We start from the raw sequence: 26,433 nt of genomic DNA, 5'->3' as shown, positions 1-26,433 counted from the left end.
ACCCGCGCCACAGGCCGTGCCGGCCGCTCCCCCGGCGGCGCCCATGAGCGTGCGCGAGCCCGCGCCGCAGTATTCACCGTCACCGGCACCCGCCGCCGGCGGCGCGCAAGAACCGGCCCCAACGCCGGCGGTGCAGGCTCCCCAGGCGGAAGCGGCCGTTGCGGCCCCCGTGGCCGAAACCCCGCGCGAGACCGCCGATGTGCCGCCGTGGGAAGACCTGCCGCCGGAGGCTTTCGAGGGGCTGTCCGCCGAGCCGGCTGCGCGTCCCGCGCCTGCGCCCGTGGCGGCCGAACCCGCGCGCGTCGAGGCGCCCCCCGCCGCGCCGGCGGTCCGATCCGCTGTCCCGGCGGGACTGCCGGACGGCAACGAGGCCTGGCACGCCCTGCTGCGTGAGCTTGGCCTCGGCGGCATGGTGCGCGAACTGGCGCAGCACTGCGAATGGCTGGGCGAGCAGGACGGCCAGGTGCGCCTGCGCCTGTCCAGCGCGCATCGCCACCTGCTCGACATGACCCCGGCCGGCGCCGAGCGCCTGCAGGAAGCGCTCGGCGCGCATCTGGGCCGCGCACTGCGCATCCGGGTGGACATCGGCGAGATCGCCGACGCCACGCCGGCCCAGCGCGACCAGGCGGAGAAGCGGGCGAGGCACGTGCAGGCCGTCGCCGCGCTGGAGGCCGACCCCTTCGTGCGCGAACTGATCGAACGCTTCGACGCCACGCTGCTCGAAGAGACGGTGCGTCCGCTCTGATTTCCCCGATTCCCACCATTCACACGCGGAGAACGACGACATGATGAAAGGCGGTATTGCCGGCCTGATGAAGCAGGCCCAGCAGATGCAGGAAAACATGAAGAAGATGCAGGACCAGCTCGGCTCCGTGGAAGTCGAGGGCCAGGCCGGCGCCGGCATGGTCAAGGTGCTGATGACCTGCAAGCATGACGTGCGCCGCGTCACCATCGACGATTCGGTGATGGACGACAAGGAAATGCTCGAAGACCTGGTGGCCGCCGCGCTCAACGACGCGGTGCGCAAGGTGGAAATCACCACCCAGGAGAAGATGGCCGGCTTCACCGCCGGGCTCAATCTGCCGCCGGGCATGAAGCTGCCGTTCTGAACGGCGCCGGGCCATGTCCTCGCCTTCCAGCCTCGACGAGCTGATCGACGCCCTGCGCTGCCTGCCCGGTGTCGGTCCGCGCTCGGCGCAGCGCATGGCCTACCATCTGCTGCAGCGCGACCAGCGCGGCGCGGCGCGGCTGGCGCACGCCATGGGGCGCGCGCTGGATGTGCTGCGCCACTGCGAGCGCTGCAACACCTTCAGCGAGACCGACGTCTGCGCGCGCTGCGCCAACCCCCGGCGCGACGCCCGCCAGCTGTGCGTGGTGGAGATGCCCGCCGACCTCGCGGTGATCGAGCACACCCATGCCTTCGACGGCCTGTACTACGTGCTGATGGGCCGCCTGTCGCCGCTCGACGGCATCGGCCCGCGCGAACTCAAGCTCGACAAGCTGATCGCGCGCGCCACCGACGGCGTGGTCGAGGAAGTCATCCTGGCCACCAACTTCACCAACGAGGGCGAGGCCACCGCGCACACCGTGGCCGAACTGCTCGGCGCACGCGGGCTGAAGGTCAGCCGCCTGTCGCGCGGCGTGCCGGTGGGCGGCGAACTGGAACACGTCGACGCCGGCACGGTGGCCCAGGCGCTGGTCGAGCGCCGAACCTTCTGATTCAACCTTTCTCCAGGAAGCGCAGCCCGCGAAAGCCGTGGTCTGCGCGCCGGGATACGGCATCGTTGCGTGCCGGGCCGTCGCCCGCCTGGCCGGTGTGACGCCGCCTGCTGCGCGGCGCTCGCCTCCCTGATTGCCTTTCCGGATTCGTACGCCGTCCGGCCGATGACGGTGCGCCGGCACGTCCGCGGATGAGGCGCGGCCGCCGTCCCCGCAAGGTACATCCGTGTACATCCCGGCTTGCCATCCCCGGTTTCCGAACATTTCCGCCCGGGTGGCCGTTCAAGGGGTTTCCCGCCTCTTTTCCCGGGAAAGGCGCTTTTGTACGGATTCGTAAGGAATCCGCCCGGATTCAACCCGGAACGTTCCCGCCCGAGCGCTTTTGACGCCCCCGCATGGGTGGGCGATGGCCCGACAGCCGCAATTGCCGGCCCGCGGCTCCCCTTGGCACGCTTTCTGCGATTGGACTGCCGCGCAGGTCTGCTTCACATCGATCCCGGTGCCGATGGCCGAAAGAACTCGTGCCGGTGGTCGGAAGACCCAGAGTCGCTTCATTTCTATCAGAGGATTCCGTCATGACACGCAAGGTTGCGATTTACGGCAAGGGTGGTATCGGCAAGTCCACCACCACGCAGAACACGGCCGCCGCGCTGGCCCATTTCCACGACAAGAAGATCTTCATCCACGGCTGCGATCCCAAGGCGGACTCCACCCGCCTGATCCTCGGCGGCAAGCCCCAGGAAACCCTGATGGACGTGCTGCGCGACCACGGCGCCGAAAAGGTCACCAACGACATGGTGATCAAGGTCGGCTACAAGGACATCCGCTGCGTCGAATCCGGCGGCCCGGAACCCGGGGTGGGCTGTGCAGGCCGCGGGGTGATCACCGCCATCGATCTGATGGAAGAAAGCGGGGCCTACACCGACGACCTGGATTTCATCTTCTTCGACGTGCTGGGCGACGTGGTGTGCGGCGGTTTCGCCATGCCGATCCGCGATGGCAAGGCCGAGGAGGTGTATATCGTTGCTTCCGGTGAAATGATGGCCGTGTATGCCGCCAACAATATCTGCAAGGGTCTGGTGAAATACGCCAAGCAAAGTGGCGTGCGCCTGGGCGGCATCATCTGCAACAGCCGGAACGTGGATGGCGAACTGGAACTGATGCAGGAATTCACCGCCGCCCTAGGGACCCGGATGATTCATTTCGTGCCCCGCGACAACGTGGTGCAGAAGGCCGAGTTCAATAAAAAGACCGTGACCGAATTCGACCCGGGTGAAAACCAGGCGCGTGAATACAGCGAGCTGGCGCGCAAGATCATCGAGAACGAGGAGTTCGTGATTCCGAAGCCCCTGACCATGGATCAACTTGAAAACATGGTGGTCAAGTACGGCCTGGCCGACTGACCCGGCCCTTCAGGTCCATCCATTCCGCTTCAAGCACCACTCCGTTTCAATTCGGGCATCAGGAGGTCGAACCATGCCTTACCACGAATTCGAAGTCAGCAAGGTCATCCCCGAGCGCAAGCAGCATGCGGTCATGAAAGGAGCAGGGGAGGATTTGACCTCCTGCCTGCCGCTCGGCTATCTGAACACCATTCCCGGCTCCATTTCCGAGCGCGGCTGCGCCTACTGCGGCGCCAAGCACGTCATCGGCACGCCGATGAAGGACGTCATCCACATCAGCCACGGCCCCGTGGGCTGCACCTACGACACCTGGCAGACCAAGCGCTACATCAGCGACAACGACAACTTCCAGTTGAAGTACACCTTCGCCACCGACGTGAAGGAAAAGCACATCGTCTTCGGCGCCGAGAAGCTGCTCAAGCAGAACATCGTGGAAGCCTTCAAGGCCTTCCCGGACACCAAGCGCATGACCATCTACCAGACCTGCGCCACGGCGCTGATCGGCGACGACATCGACGCCATCGCCCAGGAGGTCATGGAAGAGATGCCGGGCACCGACATCTTCGTGTGCAACTCGCCGGGCTTCGCCGGCCCCAGCCAGTCCGGCGGCCACCACAAGATCAACATCGCCTGGATCAACCAGAAGGTCGGCACCCTGGAGCCCGAGATCACCAGCGACTACGTGATCAACTACGTGGGCGAGTACAACATCCAGGGCGACCAGGAGGTGATGACCGACTACTTCAAGCGCATGGGCATCCAGGTGCTGTCCACCTTCACCGGCAACGGCTCCTACGACGACCTGCGCGGCATGCACCGCGCCCACCTGAACGTGCTCGAATGCGCCCGTTCGGCCGAGTACATCTGCGATGAACTGCGCGAACGCTACGGCATCCCGCGCCTGGACATCGACGGCTTCGGCTTCAAGCCGCTGGCCGACTCGCTGCGCAAGATCGGCCTGTTCTTCGGCATCGAGGAGCGTGCCGAGGCCATCATCCAGGAAGAAATTGCCCGCTGGCAGCCGGAGCTGGACTGGTACAAGGAGCGCCTGCGCGGCAAGAAGGTGTGCCTGTGGCCGGGCGGCTCCAAGCTGTGGCACTGGGCCCACGCCATCCAGGAAGAGATGGGCGTCAAGGTGGTCTCGGTCTACACCAAGTTCGGCCACCAGGGCGACATGGAAAAGGGCGTCTCGCGCTGCGGCGAGGGCGCGCTGGCGATCGACGACCCGAACGAGCTGGAAGGCCTCGAAGCCCTCGACATGCTCAAGCCCGACGTCATCTTCACCGGCAAGCGGCCCGGCGAGATGGCCAAGAAGGTGAACGTGCCCTATCTCAACGCCCACGCCTACCACAACGGCCCCTACAAGGGCTTCGAGGGCTGGGTGCGCTTCGCCCGCGACATCTACAACGCCATCCATTCGCCGATCCACAAGCTCTCGCTGATCGACATCAGCAAGGACGAGATCGACGCCGGCAAGGGCTTCCAGACCCGCCGCATGATCTCCGATGAGGGGCTGCCCGAGGAGATCCGCAAGTCGACCGAACTGCGCGAATACACCGGCAAGTACGACAGCGTCAGTGCGCTGCGCGAGAAGACCTACCCGGAATTCCCGCGCGCCGAAGCTGGCACCGAAGCCGTCGCTGAATAAGGAGCCGCGAAATGGCGAACCACAAGATCAAGAACATGGCGGAACGCAAGTACCAGAAGGTCTATACCAGCAATCCCGTGGCCGACGCGGATCCGCTGACCAAGGAGCGGATCGCCGTGTTGGAGCACTACATCATGAAGAACTGCCTGTGGCAGTTCAATTCCCGGGGCTGGGACCGCCGCAAGCAGAACGCCGGCATCCTCGGCAAGACGGCCCAGCTGCTGTGCGGCGAGCCGGTGGACGTCTCCGTCCCCTTGGAGAAGTGCTACTGGGTGGACGCGGTGATGCTGGAGCGTGCCTATCGCAAGCTCTGCCCCTGGCTGGCGGACCTGTCCAAGGACGACATCAAGGCGCTGATGCAGTTGCTGAACGCCCGCATGGACTGGCTCACCATCGACGGCTCCCTGAACCAGGAACTCACCGTCGTCAATTACTGAGGAAAACTCCATGACCTGCGAAATCAAGGAAAAGGACCGCGTCGGCACCATCAATCCGATCTTCACCTGCCAGCCGGCCGGCGCCCAGTTCGTCAGCATCGGCGTGAAGGACTGCATCGGCCTGGTGCACGGCGGCCAGGGCTGCGTGATGTTCGTGCGCCTGATCTTCTCCCAGCACTACAAGGAGAGCTTCGAACTTGCCTCGTCGTCGCTGCACGAGGACGGCGCGGTGTTCGGCGCCTGCGGCCGGGTGGAAGAGGGTGTGGATGTGCTGCTCGCGCGCTATCCCGACGTCAAGGTGATCCCCATCATCACCACCTGTTCCACCGAAGTCATCGGCGATGACGTGGATGGGGTGATCCGCAAGCTCAATGACGGACTGCTGAAGGAGAAGTATGCGGACCGCGAGGTGCACCTGATCGCCATCCACACGCCCAGCTTCGTCGGCAGCATGATCAGCGGCTACGACGTGGCGGTGCGCGACTTCGTCAAGTACTTCGCCACGCCGACCGAACCCAACGGCAAGATCAACCTGATCACCGGCTGGGTGAACCCCGGCGACGTCAAGGCGCTCAAGCACCTGCTCAAGGAAATGGACGTGGATGCCACGGTGCTGTTCGAGATCGAGAGCTTCGATTCGCCCTTGATGCCCGACGGCAACGCGATCTCCCACGGCGGCACCACCATCGACGACCTGCGCAGCACCGCCAATGCCTTCGGCACCATCGCGCTGAACCGCTACGAGGGTGCCAAGGCCGCGGAGTGGCTGCAGGAGGAGTACAAGATTCCGGCGGTCATCGGCCCGACGCCGATCGGCATCCGCAACACCGACAGTTTCCTGCAGAACCTGAAGAAGATGACCGGCAAGCCGATCCCGCCGTCGCTGGTGCGCGAGCGCGCGGTCGCCCTCGATGCGCTGACCGACGTCACCCACATGTTCCTGGCCGAGAAGAAGGTGGCGATCTACGGCAATCCGGATCTGGTGATCGGCCTCGCCGAATTCTGCATCGACCTGGAAATGAAGCCGGTGCTGCTCCTGCTCGGCGACGACAACGTGCGCTACAAGAACGACCCGCGTCTGCTGGCGATGAAGGAAAACGTCGATTGGGACATGGAGGTCGTCACCAACGCCGACTTCTGGGACCTGGAAGACCGCATCAAGAACAAGGGTCTCGAACTCGACCTGATCCTGGGCCATTCCAAGGGCCGCTTCGTCGCCATCGACAACAACATCCCGATGGTGCGCGTCGGTTTCCCCACCTACGACCGCGCGGGCATGTACCGCTACCCGGTGGTGGGCTACGAGGGGGCGACCTGGCTCGCCGAGCAGATGGCCAACGCCTTGTTCACCGACATGGAATACAAGAAGAACAAGGAGTGGATCCTCAACGTCTGGTGAGCGTCCGGCCGCGCCGCGGGGCCAGGGCCCCCGGCGCGGCGGCGCATGCCGCGGGGAAACGCATGAAGATCACGGCGCACGTGAATGCGCGGGGCGAACCGGCCAGCCTGTACGAGCCCGGCCGCCTGCGCCTGTACGAACAGACGGAAGAGAACGGCCGCCAGGGCTGGCGCGTGCTGCACGACGTCGCTCTGGAAATCAGCGAGGACATGCCCCTGCAGGCGGTCAAGGCCGCCCTGCACGGGGCGGCGGCGCACATGGAGGACAGCAAGGTGCTGCTGTCGGGCAGCGTGCGCGGCATGCCGTACTCGGTGTTCCAGGAAGAACTGGGCTACCGGATCTGGAAGTCGGAAGGTCCGTTGCTCGCGCAACTGGACACCGTGGCGCGCAAGGAAGCGGAGCAGGCCGCCAGCAAGCGCTACGACATCGTCGCGCTGGCCAGCAGGCCCGTGCCGGCCCCGGTGCAGTTGAGCGATGCCGAACCCGGCTGTTTCTGGATCGATCTGGCCGAGGCGCTGAAGTACGTGCCCACGCCCACCTCGCGCCAGATCCTCATTCCCTTCCTGGAGCGCGGGCAGTTCCGCAAGCTGGAGATCGTCTGCGACCACATCCCGAAATGGATGGCCTGGGAGATGGAGCGCCTGGACCTGAGCGCGGAGTCCGAGGCGGTGGATTCGTCCGGCGTGGGCGTGAAGGTGACCGTCTACACCCGGCACACGCCGGAAGGGCGCGCGCGCAAGGCGGGCCTGCTGGGCGCCGGTCCGGCGCTGTGCCTGCCCTGCCCGCGCGACAGGGAACGCCGGCGTCTGCCCGCCGCGGACAGGGTCGAAGTGGCCGACTGGCAGCCGGTCGGCGTGCCTGGAAAGGGGTGATGCGATGGATTCGTCCGGCAAGCAGTTGTACTTCGTGTATGGCGTGCTGATGCACCCCGAGCGCATGGCGACCTGCTGCGCCGCGCCGGAAGCGGTGGCAGTGGCCCGTCTGGGCGGCCACGGACTGGTCTTCCACGGGCAGTCCCAGGTCTGGGACGGTGGCGAGGAAGCGCTGGCGCCGTGCGCCGGGGGCGAGGTGTGGGGCGTGGTGTATGCGCTGTCGGCGCTCGACGCGCAGCGGCTGGACGCAGCACTCGGCGTGCGCGAGGACGGCGGCGGACTCTATTTCCTGTCGCCCGCCGAGGTCGTCGATCTGGATGGGCGAGAGCATTCCGTGCTGCTGCACGTACGCGACGTGCTCGGCGATCCCGCCCTGCCCAGCACGGAGTATCTGCGCGTGCTGGTCGAAGGGGCTCGCCTGCGCGGCCTGCCCGCGGCCTACGCCGCGCATCTGCAGTCGCTTCCCAGCCGCCGCGCGGCGTTTGCCGTGCCCCGCCAGACGCTGTTCGACCCATTGAAGATCGCGGGCGGCGATCCTTGCGCCTCCTGCGGGTGAGTATCCGTCCGCCGCATCCGGCATTCCCACGATTTCGTTCAGGAAACCTCTCCATGGAAAGCACTCTCTCGAATCCGCATGGCCCGATGCGCCGCGAGGCGCGTGAAATCAAGGACCGCAAGGAGATCGACGCCATCCTCGGCGCCGCCCGCCTGATGCGCATCGCGCTGACGGACGGCAATGTCCCCTTCCTCGTCCCGGTGTTCTACGCTTATGACGGCCAGGCGCTGTACTTCCACTCCGCGCCGCAAGGCAGCAAGGTGGAGATCATGAAGCGCAACGACCTGGTGTGCTTCGAGGTCAGCATCGACCACGGCATCATCGAGGACGAGATGATCTGTGACTTCGAGGCGCGCCATCGCACGGTCATCGGCCTGGGGCGCACGCGCTTCGTCGGCGACCGCGCGGAGAAGATCCGCGCACTCGACCTGATCGTCGCACGCTTCACCAACCGGGCGTTCGAGTATCCGGTGGCGAACCTCGACCGTACCCTGGTCGTGCGCATCGACATCGACAGCGTGAAGGGCAAGCAGCACGGCACCGGCGGGGGCTGACGGGCCTCGCGCCCATCAGGCCCCGGTTTCCATCCAGCCACGATGGGTGCGTACCGTGTAGTCGCCGCCGATCACCAGGTACTCACCCTCGCTGCGCAGCACGCGGCTGCCGAGCAGGCCGGGAAAGCACAGCAGTTTCACGCGCGGCACGCGCACCTCGAGCAGCCAGTCGCCGAAGCTTTCCGCCGTCTGCGGCGACCGGCTGAACGAGACGAGATTGTTCAGCCGCATCACGCAGCGTCCGCCGCGCAGGGTGCCGCGCAACAACTGCGCCTCGCAGTCGTTGCTGCCGCGCCACAGCTTCAGGTGGCGCACGCCGGGCCGGCCGAAGCGCGCCAGGCTCCACTGGCAATATTCGTACAGCGCGTCGAGCTGCAGGCTGATGCAGTTGTTGTGGAAGCGGCTGTGGTACTTCTCTTCCAGATAGCGCACCCATGCGGCCGACGGAAAGCGGGCCAGGCGCTCGCCGTGATACATCGGCACCAGGCCGAAGCGGCTTTCCACCCATCCCTTGAGCACCGCCGCCTGCGGGCTGCTGGCGTCGAACGCCCAGCCTTTCAGCAGTTCCACGTAGCTGCTGCTGCGGTGGCCGGCTTCGGCCGGTTCCCTGCGCGGATCGGCGAGGTCGAACTGCAGCGCCATGTAGTGCCCGAAGATTTCCGCCGCGGACTGCTGGTCCCGGCTGGCGGCGAGCAGGCGGAACAGGCCCGGATGGCTTTCCCGCGTGCCGTGGATGTTCAGCGTGCGCGGGTGGGTGTTGAAGGCGGTGGAGGCGAGGAGGGGCGCCGGCACACCGACCAGATTGGTGGTGTACCAGCGCAGCGGTTCGTATTCGTGCATGGCCGCCCGTCAGTGCCGCGGGCGTGGCTTGCCGGCCATGTCGGCGGCATGCGCATTCCGCGGGCGGCGCGGCCGCATGGAACGGATGGCTCAGCGCTCGAGCGCCGGAATCACCCGCACTGCCTTGCCCAGCGCATGCATCAACTGGCGGCGGATGGCCCCCAGGGTTTCACCGGACTGGATGCAGCCCATGCATTTGCCCTGCATACGGACGACCACCGTGTCGCCGCTCGCGCTGTGCAGCTCGATGTCGCCGCCGTCGGCCTGGATGCGCGGGCGGATGCCGGCGAGCACCTGTTCGATGACGGGCAGGTCGGCGGGTTGCAGCGGAACGGCCCGGATGGTGTGTGGAGTGGTCGTGGTCATTGGATGAGGGCGCGCGGCGTTTCGTCCGGCGGGACGGATGAGGATCGGTCTGCAGAGCGGTCAGCAAGGCGCATGCCAGGCGGTTCGCCACCCCTGCAAGGGGAAAAGTGCCGCATCTGCCGCGGCGCCTGCTTCGAGAAACGTTCCGTTCGGTACGCTCCGCCACATGGATTGATCATTCCGGTCACTTTCTGCCCCCGCCGGTGTCCGCCCCTGCCTCCCTGCGTTTCGCCGAGTCGCGGAAATCCTGGTAGCTCAGCTTGTACTTGGACATGCGCAGGCCGAGCGTGCGTCGGGTCAGGCCGAGTTGCTCCGCGGCCATCGTCATGTTGCCCTGGTTGGCCTTCAGGGCTTCGATGACCATCTCGTATTCGATTGCGTTCAGGCGCATCTCCAGGCTGCCTTCCGTCGAGGTTTCCGCAACCAGCGGCGACTGCAGCGAGGGGGGCAGGTTGTAGCCGTGGATCACGCCGTTTTCGGCGAGCAGCATGGCGCGCTCGATGACGTTCTCCAGTTCGCGCACGTTGCCCGGCCAGTGATAACAGGTGAGCATGTTCAGCGCGGGGGTGGAGATGCGATGCACGGCGGTGCCCATCACCGAGGAGAAGTGCGCGACGAAGTGATCCGCCAGCGCGATGACGTCGCTGCCGCGCTCGCGCAGCGGCGGGATGGTGATCGGAAACACATTGAGCCGGTAGTACAGGTCTTCGCGGAATCTGCCCTGGGCCACCATGGCCCCCAGGTCGCGGTTGGTTGCGGCGAGGATGCGCAGATCCACCCGCAGCGTGGTATTGCCGCCCACGCGTTCGAAACTCTTCTCCTGCAGCACGCGCAGCAGCTTGGCCTGCATCGGCAGCGACAGTTCGCCGACTTCGTCCAGGAAGATCGTGCCGCCGTGGGCCTCCTCGAAGCGTCCCTGGCGGCGGGCCATGGCCCCGGTGAACGCGCCGCGCTCGTGGCCGAACAGTTCGCTCTCGATCACGCTCTCGGGCAGGGCTGCGCAGTTGAACTTGACGAAGGGGCCGGCCGCATTCGGGCTATTGTAGTGGATGGCGCTGGCGACCAGTTCCTTGCCCACGCCGCTTTCGCCGAGGATCAGTACGGTGGTCTTGGAGCGGGTGACCTTCTCGATCAGCCGGTACACCGCCTGCATGGCCTTGGAGTTGCCGATGATGTTGGCGGGCTTGAAACGCGCCTCGAGCGCCCGGCGCAGGCGGCGGTTTTCGTCTTCGAGGGCGGCCTTGTGCACATGCTCCAGCAGATGCAGTTCGACGGCCTGGGCCGTGGTGGCGGCGAGGATGGCGAGAATCTCGGTATCCAGGCGCAGCAGGCGGCGGTTGTCGTACAGGCGTTCGGCGCTGATCGTGCCCATCACCTTGCTGGCGCGGACGATGGGGACGCACAGGAAGGACAGGCGGCGCTCCTCCGGCTGGTCGCGGCGCGCGGCGCGGTGCAGGAAGCCCGGTTCCTCGTCGATGCGCGGTACGACCACGGCCTGGCCGGACTCGACCACGCGCCCGATGACGCCCTCTCCAGGCGCGTAGGTACCGCGCGCGGCCTCTTCCTCGGTGAGCCCGAAGCTGTCGTGGATGAAGATGCGTCCGCTGTCCGGTTCGTACAGGCTGACCATCGCCCGGACCACCTTCAGGTGGCGCTGCATCAGTTCGAGCAGGACGCGCAGCATGTTCCCCAGATCGCCGCTTTCCGTGGCCAGGCGGCTCATCTCGTAGAGCAGGGGCACGAAGTCCGTCCGGCATTCGCCCAGATCGAGTTCGCACAGACGGCTGCCTGTCTTGTCCGCCGGCGTGATGGGCAGGCTGGCGTGCCTGGCCGGCGTCGAGGGTGCAGAGGCGTCTCGTTCCATCAGCATTCCCCTTTTCCGGCAAGCGCCGGGGCGGCCCCGGGCTGGCCGGCGGTGGCGCGCCCAGGTGGGGGGCGGTGCAGCAGATTGCCGAAATTACAGGCGTCTCCCCCGCATTCGAGATGTCGCACAAGTTCGCCCACGGCAGCCTGGCATTCCCATTCGACCGCGCGGTACAGCGCCATCAGGCAGCGTCCGTGCGCGGTCAGTGCCGTCCCGCCGCCTCGCCGCCCTCCGGTGATGCGGACCGTCAGGGGGCTGCCTGCCGCATGGTTCATCGCCTCCAGCGCATCCCAGGCCGCCTTGTAGGAAAGGGGCGTGATGCGTGCCGCGGCGCTCAACGATCCCGCGGTATCGATCGCTTCGAGCAGGCGGATCCGGGTGTCGTCGAGCAATGCGCCCAGGTCGGTCTCCAGCAAGACCCGCCCACGCAGGCTGGGTCGTGGTGCGCTGTGCATGTTCATCGCGGGCTCCTGACAGATCATGGGCGGACGGTTTATTGATGGCATCAGGTATATAAATAGTAGTGCTCTCTGTCCCTTCTTGTGAGAATATTCTCTTTTTGCACAATCAGTTGCATGAATCGTGCCGGCTTTGGCGTTCCCCTTTTTTTCGGCATTATTTGTAGTGATGTGTATATCAAATGCCCTGTTCGGCAGGGATGGGGCGCCGGCTTTCGTTCCTGTCCGTGCGGCGGTATTCCGGCCGGTACCAAACGCGGAGCGGGGGCTGGGGGATGCCGGCCTGCCGCGGGCCGCCCGCATGGGTCAATGGAGCGGATGGGCCGGGTGTCGCGTGGAACCCCTGTTGCGGCGCGGCATTGGGCCTGCGCCGGGTGCCTGCCCGTATCCTGAAAAGCCTTGATTCGCGCGGGAATCGGCCTCATAAGCTTTTTCTGCTGCGGGGTTTTGGCTATAATTCCACGGTTTTTTTGTATCCGGGTCTTTGGTTTTCCTTTCAGGGAAGAGGTCATGAGCGTTGATCAAAAGATGGACTGCGGTCGCCGCAACCTGCTGCTCGCCACGTCGGCAGCGGGTGGCGTGGCCGCTGTGGCGACGGCGGTGCCGTTCGTCGCCAGCCTGACGCCGTCCGAACGCGCGAAGGCGGCGGGCGCGCCGGTGGAAGCCGACGTGAGCAAACTCGCGCCGGGCGAGATGATGACGGTGGAGTGGCGCGGCAAGCCGGTGTGGATCCTGCGCCGCACCGAGGAAATGCTGGCGTCGCTGGAGAAGACCGACGCCGTGGTGTCGGACCCCGAGTCCGACCGGCCGATGCAGCCGGAATACGCCAAGAACAAGTACCGCTCGATCAAGCCGGAATACCTGGTGACGGTCGGCATCTGCACCCACCTGGGCTGTTCGCCGTCCGAGAGGTTCAAGACCGGCAACGAGAGCGGGCTGGGCGCCGAGTGGTCCGGCGGCTTCCTGTGCCCCTGCCACGGTTCGCTGTTCGACCTGGCCGGCCGCGTCTATCGCAGCATGCCCGCGCCGGACAACCTCGAGGTGCCGCCGCATCAGTATCTGGCGGATACCGTTCTTCTCATCGGCGACGACGGAAAGGCCTAAGCGATGACCACCAAATCTCAGGCTTTGCTGAACTGGATCGACGAGCGCTTCCCGCTCACGTCCACCTGGAAGGCGCACCTGTCCGAGTACTACGCGCCCAAGAACTTCAACTTCTGGTACTTCTTCGGCTCGCTGGCCCTGCTGGTGCTGGTGATCCAGATCGTCACCGGCATCTTCTTGGTGATGCACTACAAGCCGGACGGCACGCTCAACGCCGCAGGCATCCCGGTGGCCTTCGCCAGCGTCGAGTACATCATGCGCGAAGTGCCGGGCGGCTGGCTGATCCGCTACCTGCACTCCACCGGCGCCTCGGCGTTCTTCGTGGTGGTGTACCTGCACATGTTCCGCGGTCTGCTCTACGGTTCCTACCGCAAGCCGCGCGAGCTGATCTGGATCTTCGGCACGCTGATCTTCTTGGCGCTGATGGCCGAGGCCTTCATGGGCTATCTGCTGCCCTGGGGGCAGATGTCCTACTGGGGTGCGCAGGTGATCATCAACCTGTTCTCCGCGATCCCGGTGATCGGTCCGGACCTGTCGCTGGTCATTCGCGGCGACTACGTGATCTCCGACGCCACGCTGAACCGCTTCTTCTCCTTCCACGTCATCGCCGTGCCGCTGGTGCTGATCGGCCTGGTCGCCGCGCACATCATCGCGCTGCACGAAGTCGGCTCCAACAACCCGGACGGCGTGGAGATCAAGAAGAAAAAGGGCGCGGACGGCATCCCGCTGGACGGCATCCCCTTCCACCCGTACTACACGGTGAAGGACATCGTCGGCGTGGTGGTCTTCCTGTTCTTCTTCAGCGCGGTGGTGTTCTTCGCGCCGGAAGCCGGCGGCTACTTCCTGGAATTCAACAACTTCATTCCGGCCGACCCGCTGAAGACCCCGCCGCACATCGCGCCGGTGTGGTACTTCACCCCGTTCTACTCCATCCTGCGCGCGGTCACCTACCCGCTGTTCGGGCTGGACGCCAAGTTCTGGGGCGTGGTCGCCATGGGCGCGTCGGTGGTCATCATCGCCTTCCTGCCCTGGCTGGACCGCAGCCCGGTCAAGTCGATCCGCTACAAGGGCCCGGTCTTCAAGATCGCCGTGGTGATCTTCGTGATCTCCTTCGTCATCCTCGGCTACCTCGGCGTGAAGCCGCCCGAGTACAAGTTCTTCGGCGTCCTGCCGGGCGCGCCGATCGCCCAGCTGTGCTCGGTGCTGTACTTCGCCTTCTTCCTCCTGATGCCGTGGTACAGCAAGATCGACAAGTGCAAACCCGAACCGGAAAGGGTGAATTTCAAATGAAGACGCGTGTACTCAACCTGATCAAGCGCGCAGTGGCGGTGGTGCTGTTCGCCCCGGCGCTCGCGCTGGCGGCCGGTGCCGAGCTGCACCTGGACCGCGCCCCGGTGAGCAAGGACCTGGCTTCCCTGCAGCATGGCGCCAAGCTGTTCGTCAATTACTGTCTGAACTGTCACGGCGCGAGCTTCATGCGCTACAACCAGCTGGAGAACATCGGCTTGTCCGAGCAGCTGATCCGCGACAACCTGCTGTTCACCGGCGAGCGCGTCGGCGACCTGATGAAGGTCTCCATGCGTCCGGCGGACGCCAAGGTGTGGTTCGGCACCGCGGTGCCCGATCTCACCCTGATCGCCCGCCAGCGCGCTTCCGAGTTCGGCAGCGGCGCCGACTGGCTGTACACCTACCTGCGCCAGTTCTATCGCGACGAATCCCGTCCGACCGGCTGGAACAACGTGGTGTTCGAGAACGTCGGCATGCCGCACGTGCTGTGGGAGCTGCAGGGCGACCAGACCGCCACGGTCACCGATGACGGCCACGGCGGCAAGACGGTCGAACTCAGCCTGGCCAAGCCCGGCAAGCTGAGCGCCGCCGAGTACGACAAGTCGGTGGCCGACCTGGTGTCCTTCCTGGTATGGATGGGCGAGCCAGTGGCGGAAAAGCGCAAGACGATCGGCCTGTTCGTGCTGGCCTTCCTGGCTGGCCTGTTCGTGCTGAGCTATGCGCTGAAGAAGAACTACTGGAAGGATATTCATTGATCCAGAGCGTGACCGGCCGCGAGGCCTAGTCCGTTCCGATCCTTCCAGACGCACCACGCGAAATGCCGCGTGGTGCGCTTTTGTTTTGTATTGCGGAGTTGTCCTCACCATGATGAACCTGTATTCCGGCACCACCGATCCGTTCAGCCACCGCTGCCGGATCGTGCTCTTCGAAAAGGGCATGGACTTCGAGGTGATCGACGTCGATCTCTACAACAAGCCCGAAGACATCGCCGTCATCAATCCCTACAACCGCGTGCCGGTGCTGGTCGACCGCGATCTCGTCCTGTACGAATCCAACATCATCAACGAGTACATCGACGAGCGCTTCCCGCACCCGCAGCTGATGCCGCCCGATCCGATCATGCGCGCGCGCGCCCGCCAGCTGCTGCACACCTTTGAGCTGGAGCTGTTCTCCCACATCGACGCGCTGGAAAAGAACCAGAAGGGCGTGGAGAAGAACCGTGCCCACGTGCGCGACCAGCTCGTGCAACTGGCACCGATCTTCACCAAGCAGAAGTTCATGCTCGGTGAGGAGTTCTCCATGCTCGACGTGGCCATCGCGCCGCTACTGTGGCGCCTGGAGCACTACAACATCGAACTGCCGAAGGCCGCCGCGCCGCTGATGAAGTACGCCGAGCGCATCTTCAGCCGCCAGGGCTTCATCGATGCGCTGACCCCGTCCGAAAAGGTCATGCGCCGCTGATCCGTCCCGCGCGGCGCCTGCAAAGGGGCCGCGCACACAGAGCAGGTCGTACCGCAATGAGCACTGCCTCCACCAAGCCCTACCTGATCCGCGCCATCTACGAATGGTGCGTCGACCAGGGTTTCACGCCCTACCTGGCCGCCGTGGTCGATGGCGACACGCTGGTGCCCCCGGGCGCGGCGCGCGACGGGCAGATCGTCCTCAACATCGATCCGCAGGCCACCCATCAGCTTTCCCTGGGCAACGAGCGCATCACCTTCCAGGCGCGCTTCGGCGGCGTGGCCCAGTCGGTGGGGATCCCGGTCGATAACGTGCTGGCCGTCTATGCGCGCGAGAACGGCCAGGGCATGGCCTTCGAGATCGAGCGCGCGGAGATCGCTGGGGAGCCGGCCGGCGAGGAAGAAGTGCCCGAGATGGGCGCGCCGCTGACGACCGACGGCGGCGTGGCCGGGCCGGAGGACGACGGTCCCGGAACGTCCGGCGGCGGACGTCCCGCCGCCCGCGGCGGCCACCTCAAGGTCGTCAAGTAGGCAGGGCCCGCGGGCCCGCCGCCGGGAGAATTTTGACCCGGATCATGGCGGCCGGTGCGGCGTGCGCCTATAACCATGACGCCGGGCGGGTTGTGCAGACCCGCCTGATGCATTGAACAGGCAGGAGAACACAGATGCCCGCGATGGAATGGACCGAACGGTTCGAACTCGGACTGGCGCGGATGGACGACACGCACCGCGAGTTCGTCGAACTGTACAACCTGCTGCAGGCCGCGCCCCCGGATGCCTTCATCGAGCGCCTGGACGCCTTCATCGCCCATACGGTCGAGCACTTCGACCAGGAAAACCGCTGGATGGAGAAGGTGAATTTTCCCGGCTGCCATCGCGCCGAGCACGACCGCGTGCTGGTGGTGCTGCGCGACGTGCGCGAACGTGCGGCGCGCGGCGACGTCTTCCTCGGCCGGCGCCTGGTGGAGGAACTGCCGGCCTGGTTCGAGAATCACGCCGGCGGCATGGATGCCGCGCTGGCCTTCCACCTCCAGTCGGTGGGCTTCGATACCGAGAGCGAAAGCTTCCGCGCGGACGCCCAGGGTGGCTGCGGGAGCCAGACCGGGGGCGGCTGTTCCTGCGCGACCCTGGCCACCGACGAGGCGGCCTGAGCGCCGATACCCTTCCGTTCAGCGCCGTCCGGCGAACGGGAAGCGCGGTTCGGGGCGCTGCCCGCCCATCAGGCTGGCCAGCGCCGCCGCGGAACCGCAGGCCAGGGTCCAGCCCAGGGTGCCGTGGCCGGTGTTGTACCAGAGGTTCACACATCCGCTCTTGCCGATGATCGGCACGTTGCCCGGTGTGGCGGGGCGCAGGCCGGCCCACAGGCTGGCCTTTTCCGGCTGCGCCGCGCCCGGCAGGCGCCGTTCCAGCCAGCGCAGGATGTTCTGCCCGCGCTGCGGGTCCACCGAGGTGTCGAAGCCGTTCAGCTCCGCCGTGCCGGCGATGCGCAGGCGGTTGCCCAGGCGGGAACACACGATGCGCGCCGATTCGTCGGTCAGGCTCACGCTCGGCGCGCGCGCCGGGTCCGCCACCGGCACGGTGATCGAATAGCCCTTGACCGGATAGATGGGCAGGCGCTCGCCCAGCGGCGCGACCAGCGCCGGGCTGTAGCTGCCCAGGCAGACCACGTAGGCGCCGGCGCTGAGCCGGCCGCTGCGTCCGGCCTCGTCCTGCACCTCGATGCCGTCGATCAGGCCGCCGGTGTGCGCCAGACGCAGGATGCGGGTGTGGTAGTAGAAGCGCACCCCGGCTTCCCGGCACTTCTGCGCCAGCGCCTGGGTGAAGCGGAAGGCATCGCCGGACTCGTCGTCCGGCGCATGGATGCCGCCGGCCAGTTCGGCGGCCATCGTGCCGAGCGCCGGCTCCAGCGCCAGCATTTCGGCCCGGCTGCATACCCTGGCGCGGATGCCGTGCTGCGCCAGCAGGGCGACCCGTTCGTCCGCCTTGCGGAACTCGCGTTCGTCGAAGAACAGATGCAGGATGCCGCGCCCGAGGAACTCGTAGCCCAGACCGAGTTCCTCGCGCAGGCCGCGCAACTGCGCCGCGCTGTAGACCGCGAGATTGGCGATCGCCTCGGTGTTGCGCCGGCTGCGGGCGGGCAGGCATTCGCGCAGGAAGGCCAGTGCCCAGCGCCACTGGGCGGGGTCGCGGCGCGGACGGAACAGCAGCGGGCCGTCGCTGCGCCCCAGCCAGCGCAGGGCGATGAAGGGGGCCGCGGGATTGGCCCAGGGTTCGGGGTGGCTGACCGAGATCTGCCCGCCGTTGGCGTAGCTGGTTTCCAGCCCGGCCTCCGGCTGGCGGTCGACAACGCTGACATCGAAACCCGCCTTGCGCAGATACCAGGCGGTGGTGACGCCGGTGACGCCGGCGCCGAGAACCAGGACGTGCATGGGAATACCGCAGCTTGCATGGGAGCGAGGGGGAGAGAAGAGGAATGATACCCGCTGCGGCGGGCGCGACGCCGCCCGATCGGCCCGCGGTGAGCAACGCCGCAGGTGCGTGCGGCGGCTGGAAGCGGGATAATCCGCCTTTGCAAACCGATTCCAAAGGTGTCCAGCCATGCGTCGCGTCACTCTGACCCAGTTTCTCATCGAGCAGCAGCGCGCCGGCCGCACCTCCGCCGATCTGCGCCTGCTGATCGAGGTGGTGGCCCGCGCGGTGAAGGCCATTTCGGTCAACGTCTCCAAGGGCGCGCTGGCGGGCGTGCTGGGCGAGGCCGGTACCGACAACGTGCAGGGCGAGGCGCAGAAGAAGCTCGACGTGATCGCCAACGAGATCCTGCTGCAGGCCAACGAATGGGGCGGCCACCTGGCGGCGATGGCCTCGGAAGAGGTCGAGGAAGTGCACCAGATCCCCTTCGACTATCCCAAGGGCGGCTACCTGCTGCTGTTCGATCCGCTCGACGGCTCGTCCAACATCGACGTGAACATTTCCGTCGGCACCATCTTCTCGGTGCTGCGCAACACGGCGGCCGGGACGGAACCGGACGAAAGCGCCTTCCTGCAGCCCGGCACCGAACAGGTGGCCGCCGGCTACGCGCTGTACGGCCCGTCCACGATGCTGGTGCTGACCGTGGGCAACGGTGTGCATGGGTTCACGCTGGACCGCGAGATGGGCAGCTTCGTCTACACCAACCCGTTCATGACCGTGCCGGTGGACACCAGCGAGTACGCCATCAACGCCTCCAACCAGCGTTTCTGGGAAGCGCCGGTGCAGCGCTACGTGGCCGAACTGCAGCAAGGCGAGGGCGGCCCGCGCGGGCGCGACTTCAATACCCGCTGGGTGGCCTCGATGGTGGCCGACGTGCACCGCATCCTCACCCGCGGCGGCATCTTCATGTACCCGATGGACGAGAAGTGTCGCGCCAAGGGCGGCAAGCTGCGGCTGATGTACGAGGCCAACCCGATGGCGATGATCATCGAGCAGGCCGGCGGTGCCGCGACCACCGGGCACCAGCGCATTCTCGACGTGGTGCCGCAGAAGCTGCACCAGCGCGTGCCGGTGATCCTCGGCTCGCTCAACGAGGTCGAGCGGGTTGCCGCCTATCACCGCGAAGCTTGAGCGGCGCGCGCTGCTCTCCGCGTTCGCGGCGGCCGTCCTGCTGCTGCCTGCCGCTGCTGCGCAGGCGCAGGCCCGCGCGCAGGTCGAGCTGCAGGCGCCCGATTCCGTGCGCGCGCTGCTCGAACGCCATCTGCGCATCCTGCGCGGCGACGCGCAGATGCCGGAGGCCGCCGCCGACCGCGTGGCGCTGTCACGCCGTACCCGCCGCGAGGTGGCCGATCTGCTGGCCACCGAGGGGTATTTCGAACCCGAGATCAGCCTGCGCCGGGGAGAAGGGCAGGGCTGGCGGCTCAGCGTCGAGCCGGGGCCGCGCGTGCGCATCGCCTCGGTGCGTGTGGATTTCGAAGGCGATCTGGCCGGCGGGGAAGACGGGCGCGCGGCCCGGCGCGAGGCCTTGCGGCGCGACTGGGCGCTGCCCGTCGGGCAGGCCTTCCGCCAGGCCGCCTGGGACGATGCCAAGAGCCGTCTGCTCGACGCCGTGTCGGCACGCGACTACGCCGCCGCGCGGCTGTCGGCCAGCCGCGCCGAGGTCGACCCGGAAAACGCCAGCGCGGCCCTGTCGGTGACCGTCGATTCCGGCCCGCCTTTCCGCCTGGGTCCGCTGCAGGTGAGCGGCCTGCGCGATCTGCCGGCCGATCTGCCCGCGCGCTACAGCACGCTGGAAGAGGGCGAACCCTACGACCGCGACCGCCTGCTCGATCTGCAGAGCACCCTGCAGAACGCACCGCAGTTCGCCTCGGTGATCGTCGATATCGACCGCGATCCGGCCACCGCCGGGGCGGTGCCGGTGCGCGTCGAGGTCAGCGAGGCGCAGCCCAAGCGCTTCGGTTTCGGTACCGGCTATTCCACCAACACCGGCTATCGCGGCGAGGTGAGCTACGCCGACGTGAATCTGTTCGGACGCGGCTGGGAACTGTACAGCGGCCTGCGTCTGGAGCAGCGCCGCCAGTCGCTCTACGCCGACGTCTTCCTGCCGCCCGAGCGCGCCCGCCATCGCGACAGTTTCGGCGGCGCGCTGGAACGCAGCGACCTGCAGGGCCTGCGCCTGACCACCCAGGCGGTGGGCGTGGCGCGCGCCACCACGCGCGGCGACATCGACACGCAGATCGCCCTGCGCCTGCAGCACGAGCGCCGCGAACCGGACGGCGCCGAGGCCAGCAGCGCCAACACGCTGAGCGCCAACTGGACCTGGCGCAAGCGCGCGGTGGACAACCTGCTCGATCCGCGCGACGGCTATGTGCTGGAGATCCAGGCCGGTGGCGGTTCGCGCGCGCTGCTGTCCGATCAGGACTTCCTCCGCCTGTACGGGCGCTACGTGCGCTACCAGCCGGTGCGCGGCACCGACGTGCTGATCCTGCGCGGCGAACTGGGCACCACCATCGCGCCCAGCCGCGACGGCGTGCCGCAGGACTTCCTGTTCCGCACCGGCGGCGCGCAGAGCGTGCGCGGCTATGCCTACCAGAGCCTGGGCGTGAGCGAAGGCGAAGCCACCGTGGGCGGGCGCTATCTGGCGGTGGGCAGCGTGGAGTACGTACATTGGTTCCGGCCGGATTGGGCGGTGGCCGCCTTCGTCGATACCGGCGACGCGGCGGACAGCCGCAGCGACTGGTCGCCCAAGGTGGGCTACGGCATCGGTGGGCGCTGGGCCAGTCCGGCCGGGCCGCTCGCCCTGGACCTGGCCTGGGGGCGCGAGGAGCGTTCGCTGCGCCTGCATTTCGGCATCGCCATCGCCTTCTGAACATATGAGCAACGCGGATCATCTTGCCGGTCGTGAACTGGAGCGCATCGCGCGCGTCATCCTGCCGGGCGCCTGGGCGGTGGAAAAGGAGCGGCCGATCGCCACGCTGCTGGGATCCTGCGTGGCGGTCGCGCTGTACGATCCGCAGGTCGGCCTGGGCGGGCTCAACCACTTCATGCTGCCGGAAGTCTCGCGCCTGTCCGGGCGCGCCGACGTGGATGCGCTGCTGGCCGGCAACTACGCCATGGAGGCCCTGCTCAACGCCATGCTGGCGCGCGGCGCGCGCAAGTCGCGTCTGGTGGCCAAGGCCTTCGGCGGCGGCATGGTGGTGTCTTCGCTGGACCGCAGCCGCATCGGCCAGCGCAACGTCGAGTTCACCCGCGAGTGGCTGGAGCGCGAAAGCATTCCGCTGGTGGCCTCGGACTTTCTCGGCAACTGTTCGCGCAAGGTGGTGCTGGAGCCGCGCAGCGGCGACGTGTTCTGCAGAAGGGCTCCCAGTTCGCTGGCGGTCTCGCGGCAGATCGACAGCCAGGAACAGGCCTACGCCGAGCGTCTGGTGACCGAGCGCAAGCGCTCCGATATCGAGCTGTTCTGAGCCTGCGCCCCGTGCGCGCCCGGTCCGCACAAGCGCACTTTCGTGCTAACGATATGCGCGGGCTTGAAATGGGCCGTGGCCGTCCCTATTATTAGCACTCGCCGGCGGTGAGTGCTAACAGATGCCCGATCCGCCGCAGTTCACGGAAACCGTGGCGCGGCCCCGTGGCCGCGCATGTGTCCCCACAAAAGCAATCAAGGAGTGAAGTTCGATGAAGATCCGTCCCTTGCATGATCGCGTGATCGTCAAGCGTCTGGAAGCCGAGCGCAAGACCGCCAGCGGCATCGTGATCCCCGATTCCGCCGGTGAGAAGCCCGACCAGGGCGAAGTGCTGGCCGTCGGCAACGGCAAGATCCTGGATGACGGCAAGGTCCGTCCGATGGCCGTCAAGGCCGGCGACAAGGTGCTGTTCGGCAAGTATGCCGGCCAGGCCGTGAAGGTCGACGGCGAAGAGCTCCTCGTGATGCGCGAGGAAGACATCATGGGCGTCGTCGAGGCCTGAGCCCCCGCCGCCCTACGCTGAATCCAAACCGAACATTCAAGGAGTTCTGAACAATGGCAGCCAAGGAAGTCAAATTTGGTGATTCCGCCCGCGAACGCATGGTCGCCGGCATCAACATCCTGGCCAACGCGGTCAAGGTGACCCTGGGCCCGAAGGGCCGCAACGTGGTGCTGGAGCGCTCCTTCGGCGCCCCCACCGTGACCAAGGACGGCGTGTCCGTGGCCAAGGAAATCGAACTGAAGGACAAGTTCGAGAACATGGGCGCGCAGATGGTCAAGGAAGTCGCTTCCAAGACCTCCGACATCGCCGGTGACGGCACCACCACCGCCACCGTGCTGGCCCAGGCCATCGTGCGCGAAGGCATGAAGTACGTGGCCGCCGGCATGAACCCGATGGACCTGAAGCGCGGCATCGACAAGGCCGTCGCCGCCACCGTGGAAGAGCTCAAGAAGCTCTCCAAGCCGTGCTCGACCAACAAGGAAATCGCCCAGGTCGGCTCCATCTCCGCCAACTCCGACAGCGACATCGGCGACATCATCGCCAATGCCATGGACAAGGTGGGCAAGGAAGGCGTGATCACCGTCGAAGACGGCAAGAGCCTGAACAACGAGCTGGACGTGGTCGAAGGCATGCAGTTCGACCGCGGCTACCTGTCGCCCTACTTCATCAACAACCCGGACAAGCAGGTCGCCATCCTGGAAAACCCCTTCGTCCTGCTGTTCGACAAGAAGATCTCCAACATCCGCGACCTGCTGCCGGTGCTGGAACAAGTCGCCAAGGCCGGCCGCCCGCTGCTGATCATCGCCGAAGACGTGGACGGTGAAGCGCTCGCCACCCTGGTGGTGAACAACATCCGCGGCATCCTCAAGACCTGCGCCGTCAAGGCGCCGGGCTTCGGCGACCGCCGCAAGGCCATGCTGGAAGACATCGCCATCCTGACCGGCGGCCAGGTGATCGCCGAGGAAGTCGGCCTGACCCTGGAGAAGGCCACCCTGGCCGAGCTGGGCCAGGCCAAGCGCATCGAGATCGGCAAGGAAAACACCATCATCATCGACGGTGCAGGCGACGAGAAGGCCATCGAAGCGCGCGTCAAGCAGATCCGCGTGCAGATCGAGGAAGCCACCTCCGACTACGACCGCGAGAAGCTGCAGGAACGCGTGGCCAAGTTGGCCGGCGGCGTGGCGGTGATCAAGGTCGGTGCCGCCACCGAAGTCGAGATGAAGGAAAAGAAGGCCCGCGTGGAAGATGCGCTGCACGCTACCCGCGCCGCCGTGGAAGAGGGCATCGTGGCTGGCGGCGGTGTCGCGCTGCTGCGCGCCCGCGCCAACCTGTCCGGCCTGAAGGGCGACAACCATGACCAGGATGCCGGCATCAAGATCGTGCTGCGCGCCATGGAACAGCCGCTGCGCGAGATCGTCGCCAACGCCGGTGACGAGCCCTCCGTGGTGGTCAACAAGGTCGTCGAAGGCGCCGGCAACTACGGCTACAACGCCGCCTCCGGCGAGTACGGCGACATGGTCGAGATGGGCGTGCTGGACCCCACCAAGGTGACCCGCACCGCGCTGCAGAACGCCGCCTCCGTCGCCGGCCTGATGCTCACCACCGACTGCATGGTCGGCGAGCTGGCCGAAGACAAGCCCGCCGGCGGCATGCCGGGCATGGGCGGTATGGGTGGCATGGGCGGCATGGACATGGGCATGTAAGCCCAGTCCGGCCTCTCTGATCCGCGAAGGGCCCCGCTGCGGCGGGGCCCTTTTCTTTTTGCCGGCTCGCGGGCTTGTTCCGGGATGGCTGCCGGGGCAGTCGCATAAATTGAATTGATCGATTGATTAATATGTCTTTAAGTATGCAGTAAGGTATTGTTGTCAAAGAGATTTTCTCTCCGCGTGTAAGCGCGTCGTAAGCGTTCGTGGATAAGTTGTCCGCGTACCGGTGCCTTCTGGCGACCGGACAACGATAACTACGAGAGGAGCGACACATGCACGACGATACGGTGGCACGAATCGTTGCCAATCCGAAATACCAGAAGCTGGTCAGCACCCGCACGCCGTACGGGTGGTGGATGACCATCATCATGATGATCGTGTACTACGGCTTCATCGCCGTGATCGCCTTCAGCAAGGAGGTCTTCCACAAGCCGCTCGGCGAGGGGGTGATGACGCTTGGTATTCCGGTCGGCTTTGGGGTGATCGTGTTCACGATCCTGATTACCGGCATTTACGTCCGGCGCGCGAACACCGAGTTCGACACGCTGACCCGCGAGATCGTCGAAGAGGTGAACAAGTGATGGCCCGTCAAGCGCATATCGTTGGCGGGCTGGCGCTCGCTCTGTGTTCCGCCGCAGTGCTGGCCGCGGGCGGCGATCTCGGCCAGGCCCAGAAGCAGGCCACCAACTGGACGGCGATCGCCATGTTCGCCATCTTCGTCGGGTTCACGCTGTGGATCACCAAGTGGGCGGCCGCGCGCACCCGCTCGGCGGCGGACTTCTACACCGCCGGCGGCGGCATCACCGGCTTCCAGAACGGCCTGGCGATCGCCGGCGACTACATGTCGGCGGCCTCCTTCCTGGGGATTTCGGCGGCGGTGATGGTCAGCGGCTTCGACGGCCTGATCTACTCGATCGGCTTCCTCGTGGGCTGGCCCATCCTCACCTTCCTGATGGCCGAGCGTCTGCGCAACCTGGGCAAATTCACCTTTGCCGACGTGGCGGCCTACCGCTTCGCGCAGACCCCGATCCGCGCGTTCGCGGCTTCCGGCACCCTGGTCGTGGTGGCGTTCTACCTGATCGCGCAGATGGTCGGCGCGGGTCAACTGATCAAGCTGCTGTTCGGCCTGGAGTACTGGATCGCAGTGGTCCTGGTGGGCGGCCTGATGGTCATCTACGTGCTGTTCGGCGGCATGACGGCGACCACCTGGGTGCAGATCATCAAGGCGGTGCTGCTGCTCTCCGGCGCCTCGTTCATGGCCTTCATGGTGCTGCTGCAGTACGGCTTCTCGCCGGAAGCGCTGTTCTCCGCCGCGGTCGAGGTGAAGAAGAACGTGGCCGTCGAAGGCGGCATGGACCCCGCGGCGGCGGGCGCGGCCGGATTGTCGATCATGGGGCCGGGCAACTTCATCCGCGACCCGATCTCGGCGATCTCCTTCGGCATGGCGCTGATGTTCGGCACCGCCGGCCTGCCGCACATCCTGATGCGCTTCTTCACCGTGCCGGATGCCAAGGAGGCGCGCAAGTCGGTGTTCTGGGCGACCACCTGGATCGGTTACTTCTACATCCTCACCTTCATCATCGGCTTCGGCGCGATCGTGATGGTGTCCACCAATCCGCAGTTCCTCGACCCGGAAGGCGGCTTGCTCGGCGGCGGCAACATGGCCGCGGTGCACCTGGCCAACGCGGTGGGCGGCAACGTGTTCCTCGGCTTCATCTCCGCGGTCGCGTTCGCCACGATCCTGGCGGTGGTCGCGGGCCTGACCCTGTCCGGTGCCTCGGCGGTGTCGCACGACCTGTACGCCACGGTGTTCAAGAAGGGCAAGGCCGACTCCGCCTCCGAACTGCGCATGTCGCGCATCACCGTGCTGGTGCTGGGGGTGATCTCCGTGATCCTGGGTATCGCCTTCGAGAAGCAGAACATCGCCTTCATGGTGTCGCTGGCCTTCGCGGTGGCCGCCTCGGCCAACTTCCCGGTGCTGTTCATGTCGGTGCTGTGGAAGAACTGCACCACCCGTGGCGCGTGCATCGGCGGCTTCATCGGCCTGATCACCGCGGTGGGCCTGACCATCGTGTCGCCGTCGGTGTGGGAAGCCACGCTGGGCAATCCGAAGGGTTCGGCGCTGTTCCCCTACACCTCGCCGGCGCTGTTCTCCATGGCCGCGGGCTTCATCGGCATCTGGCTGTTCTCGATCTTCGACAACAGCCCGCGCGCGCGCATCGACCGCGCCGGCTACGAAGCCCAGGCGGTGCGTTCGGAAACGGGCATCGGCGCGGCAGCGGCGTCCGCGCACTAAGCCGTACGGTGGTTCGACCGGCCGCTGCG

The 26,433-nt window shown here is 66.4% G+C and carries 28 protein-coding genes; 23 read left to right on the top strand and 5 right to left on the bottom strand.

Annotated elements, in window-relative coordinates:
• The 10 genes from E6C76_RS10420 to E6C76_RS10375 form a co-directional block, all read left to right on the top strand.
• Positions 1 to 745 (top strand): DNA polymerase III subunit gamma/tau C-terminal domain-containing protein (locus E6C76_RS10420; protein WP_331000012.1); only part of this gene is annotated, 745 nt, incomplete at its 5' end.
• Between the two features lie 40 nt (positions 746 to 785).
• Positions 786 to 1,109: a YbaB/EbfC family nucleoid-associated protein gene (locus E6C76_RS10415; protein ID WP_136348141.1), complete on the top strand. Its 324-nt coding sequence runs from the start codon at positions 786 to 788 to the stop codon at positions 1,107 to 1,109.
• Between the two features lie 13 nt (positions 1,110 to 1,122).
• The gene (recR, locus tag E6C76_RS10410; RefSeq protein ID WP_136348140.1) at positions 1,123 to 1,719 is read left to right on the top strand and encodes a recombination mediator RecR; all 597 of its coding nucleotides are present in this window, start codon (positions 1,123 to 1,125) and stop codon (positions 1,717 to 1,719) included.
• A 575-nt stretch (positions 1,720 to 2,294) separates the two neighbouring features.
• On the top strand, positions 2,295 to 3,122 hold the full coding sequence (nifH, locus tag E6C76_RS10405; protein ID WP_136348139.1) for a nitrogenase iron protein: 828 nt from the start codon (positions 2,295 to 2,297) through the stop codon (positions 3,120 to 3,122).
• A gap of 73 nt (positions 3,123 to 3,195) precedes the next feature.
• Positions 3,196 to 4,770 (top strand): nitrogenase iron-iron protein, alpha chain, encoded by a 1,575-nt coding sequence (gene anfD, locus E6C76_RS10400; protein WP_136348138.1) that lies wholly within the window; start codon positions 3,196 to 3,198, stop codon positions 4,768 to 4,770.
• 11 nt (positions 4,771 to 4,781) lie between these two features.
• Positions 4,782 to 5,207, top strand: a complete 426-nt coding sequence (anfG, locus tag E6C76_RS10395) for a Fe-only nitrogenase subunit delta (RefSeq protein WP_136348137.1) — start codon at positions 4,782 to 4,784, stop codon at positions 5,205 to 5,207.
• Positions 5,208 to 5,217: 10 nt separating this feature from the next.
• Complete coding sequence (gene anfK, locus E6C76_RS10390; RefSeq protein WP_136348136.1) at positions 5,218 to 6,606, top strand: Fe-only nitrogenase subunit beta; 1,389 nt, start codon at positions 5,218 to 5,220, stop codon at positions 6,604 to 6,606.
• A 62-nt stretch (positions 6,607 to 6,668) separates the two neighbouring features.
• Positions 6,669 to 7,478, top strand: a complete 810-nt coding sequence (gene anfO, locus E6C76_RS10385; RefSeq protein WP_136348135.1) for a Fe-only nitrogenase accessory protein AnfO — start codon at positions 6,669 to 6,671, stop codon at positions 7,476 to 7,478.
• A gap of 4 nt (positions 7,479 to 7,482) precedes the next feature.
• Positions 7,483 to 8,034, top strand: a complete 552-nt coding sequence (locus E6C76_RS10380; protein ID WP_136348134.1) for a gamma-glutamylcyclotransferase family protein — start codon at positions 7,483 to 7,485, stop codon at positions 8,032 to 8,034.
• Positions 8,035 to 8,087: 53 nt separating this feature from the next.
• Complete coding sequence (locus E6C76_RS10375) at positions 8,088 to 8,588, top strand: pyridoxamine 5'-phosphate oxidase family protein (RefSeq protein WP_211090178.1); 501 nt, start codon at positions 8,088 to 8,090, stop codon at positions 8,586 to 8,588.
• Between the two features lie 15 nt (positions 8,589 to 8,603).
• Here E6C76_RS10375 and E6C76_RS10370 read toward each other — a convergent pair whose 3' ends face one another.
• The 4 genes from E6C76_RS10370 to E6C76_RS10355 all read right to left on the bottom strand — a co-directional run bounded on the left by E6C76_RS10370 (position 8,604) and on the right by E6C76_RS10355 (position 12,119).
• Positions 8,604 to 9,428, bottom strand: coding sequence for an NAD(+)--dinitrogen-reductase ADP-D-ribosyltransferase (locus tag E6C76_RS10370; RefSeq protein WP_136348133.1), 825 nt, complete (start codon positions 9,426 to 9,428; stop codon positions 8,604 to 8,606).
• 90 nt (positions 9,429 to 9,518) lie between these two features.
• Positions 9,519 to 9,794 carry a NifU family protein gene (locus tag E6C76_RS10365; RefSeq protein ID WP_136348132.1) on the bottom strand — a complete coding sequence of 92 codons (276 nt, stop codon included), beginning with the start codon at positions 9,792 to 9,794 and terminating at the stop codon, positions 9,519 to 9,521.
• A 184-nt stretch (positions 9,795 to 9,978) separates the two neighbouring features.
• Positions 9,979 to 11,664 carry a sigma 54-interacting transcriptional regulator gene (locus E6C76_RS22565; RefSeq protein WP_211090177.1) on the bottom strand — a complete coding sequence of 562 codons (1,686 nt, stop codon included), beginning with the start codon at positions 11,662 to 11,664 and terminating at the stop codon, positions 9,979 to 9,981.
• Positions 11,658 to 12,119, bottom strand: coding sequence for a winged helix-turn-helix domain-containing protein (locus E6C76_RS10355; protein WP_230976224.1), 462 nt, complete (start codon positions 12,117 to 12,119; stop codon positions 11,658 to 11,660). The genes E6C76_RS22565 and E6C76_RS10355 overlap by 7 nt, the downstream gene beginning before the upstream one ends.
• Before the next feature lie 507 nt (positions 12,120 to 12,626).
• Here E6C76_RS10355 and petA point away from each other — a divergent pair.
• The 6 genes from petA (at position 12,627) to E6C76_RS10325 (ending at position 17,118) form a co-directional block, all read left to right on the top strand.
• Positions 12,627 to 13,220, top strand: a complete 594-nt coding sequence (petA, locus tag E6C76_RS10350; RefSeq protein WP_136348131.1) for a ubiquinol-cytochrome c reductase iron-sulfur subunit — start codon at positions 12,627 to 12,629, stop codon at positions 13,218 to 13,220.
• 3 nt (positions 13,221 to 13,223) lie between these two features.
• Positions 13,224 to 14,510 (top strand): cytochrome b, encoded by a 1,287-nt coding sequence (locus tag E6C76_RS10345; RefSeq protein ID WP_136348130.1) that lies wholly within the window; start codon positions 13,224 to 13,226, stop codon positions 14,508 to 14,510.
• Positions 14,507 to 15,262, top strand: coding sequence for a cytochrome c1 (locus E6C76_RS10340; RefSeq protein ID WP_136348129.1), 756 nt, complete (start codon positions 14,507 to 14,509; stop codon positions 15,260 to 15,262). Before E6C76_RS10345 ends, E6C76_RS10340 begins: the two co-directional genes overlap by 4 nt.
• Positions 15,263 to 15,371: 109 nt before the next feature.
• On the top strand, positions 15,372 to 15,968 hold the full coding sequence (locus E6C76_RS10335) for a glutathione S-transferase N-terminal domain-containing protein (protein ID WP_136348128.1): 597 nt from the start codon (positions 15,372 to 15,374) through the stop codon (positions 15,966 to 15,968).
• Positions 15,969 to 16,024: 56 nt separating this feature from the next.
• Positions 16,025 to 16,498, top strand: coding sequence for a ClpXP protease specificity-enhancing factor (locus E6C76_RS10330; RefSeq protein WP_136348127.1), 474 nt, complete (start codon positions 16,025 to 16,027; stop codon positions 16,496 to 16,498).
• A 134-nt stretch (positions 16,499 to 16,632) separates the two neighbouring features.
• On the top strand, positions 16,633 to 17,118 hold the full coding sequence (locus E6C76_RS10325) for a hemerythrin domain-containing protein (RefSeq protein ID WP_136348126.1): 486 nt from the start codon (positions 16,633 to 16,635) through the stop codon (positions 17,116 to 17,118).
• 18 nt (positions 17,119 to 17,136) lie between these two features.
• Here E6C76_RS10325 and E6C76_RS10320 read toward each other — a convergent pair whose 3' ends face one another.
• Positions 17,137 to 18,396, bottom strand: coding sequence for a D-amino acid dehydrogenase (locus E6C76_RS10320; RefSeq protein WP_136348125.1), 1,260 nt, complete (start codon positions 18,394 to 18,396; stop codon positions 17,137 to 17,139).
• A gap of 169 nt (positions 18,397 to 18,565) precedes the next feature.
• Here E6C76_RS10320 and E6C76_RS10315 point away from each other — a divergent pair, with 169 nt between their 5' ends.
• The 7 genes from E6C76_RS10315 to E6C76_RS10285 all read left to right on the top strand — a co-directional run bounded on the left by E6C76_RS10315 (position 18,566) and on the right by E6C76_RS10285 (position 26,404).
• Positions 18,566 to 19,567 carry a class 1 fructose-bisphosphatase gene (locus E6C76_RS10315; RefSeq protein WP_136348124.1) on the top strand — a complete coding sequence of 334 codons (1,002 nt, stop codon included), beginning with the start codon at positions 18,566 to 18,568 and terminating at the stop codon, positions 19,565 to 19,567.
• On the top strand, positions 19,551 to 21,305 hold the full coding sequence (locus E6C76_RS10310) for an autotransporter assembly complex protein TamA (RefSeq protein ID WP_408003477.1): 1,755 nt from the start codon (positions 19,551 to 19,553) through the stop codon (positions 21,303 to 21,305). Before E6C76_RS10315 ends, E6C76_RS10310 begins: the two co-directional genes overlap by 17 nt.
• A 4-nt stretch (positions 21,306 to 21,309) precedes the next feature.
• Positions 21,310 to 21,900: a chemotaxis protein CheD gene (locus E6C76_RS10305; protein WP_136348123.1), complete on the top strand. Its 591-nt coding sequence runs from the start codon at positions 21,310 to 21,312 to the stop codon at positions 21,898 to 21,900.
• 211 nt (positions 21,901 to 22,111) lie between these two features.
• Positions 22,112 to 22,402 (top strand): co-chaperone GroES, encoded by a 291-nt coding sequence (gene groES, locus E6C76_RS10300; protein ID WP_136348122.1) that lies wholly within the window; start codon positions 22,112 to 22,114, stop codon positions 22,400 to 22,402.
• 53 nt (positions 22,403 to 22,455) lie between these two features.
• On the top strand, positions 22,456 to 24,105 hold the full coding sequence (gene groL / locus E6C76_RS10295) for a chaperonin GroEL (RefSeq protein ID WP_136348121.1): 1,650 nt from the start codon (positions 22,456 to 22,458) through the stop codon (positions 24,103 to 24,105).
• A 275-nt stretch (positions 24,106 to 24,380) separates the two neighbouring features.
• Complete coding sequence (locus E6C76_RS10290; RefSeq protein WP_136348120.1) at positions 24,381 to 24,689, top strand: DUF485 domain-containing protein; 309 nt, start codon at positions 24,381 to 24,383, stop codon at positions 24,687 to 24,689.
• Positions 24,689 to 26,404 (top strand): cation acetate symporter, encoded by a 1,716-nt coding sequence (locus E6C76_RS10285; RefSeq protein ID WP_230976223.1) that lies wholly within the window; start codon positions 24,689 to 24,691, stop codon positions 26,402 to 26,404. Before E6C76_RS10290 ends, E6C76_RS10285 begins: the two co-directional genes overlap by 1 nt.
• Positions 26,405 to 26,433: the final 29 nt, after the last annotated feature.

Origin of the sequence: Pseudothauera nasutitermitis (assembly GCF_004801295.1) — a bacterium.
Lineage (GTDB): Bacteria > Pseudomonadota > Gammaproteobacteria > Burkholderiales > Rhodocyclaceae > Pseudothauera > Pseudothauera nasutitermitis.
The sequence above is the reverse complement of the archived record's forward strand: the minus strand, read 5'-3'. Positions and strand labels throughout refer to the sequence as shown.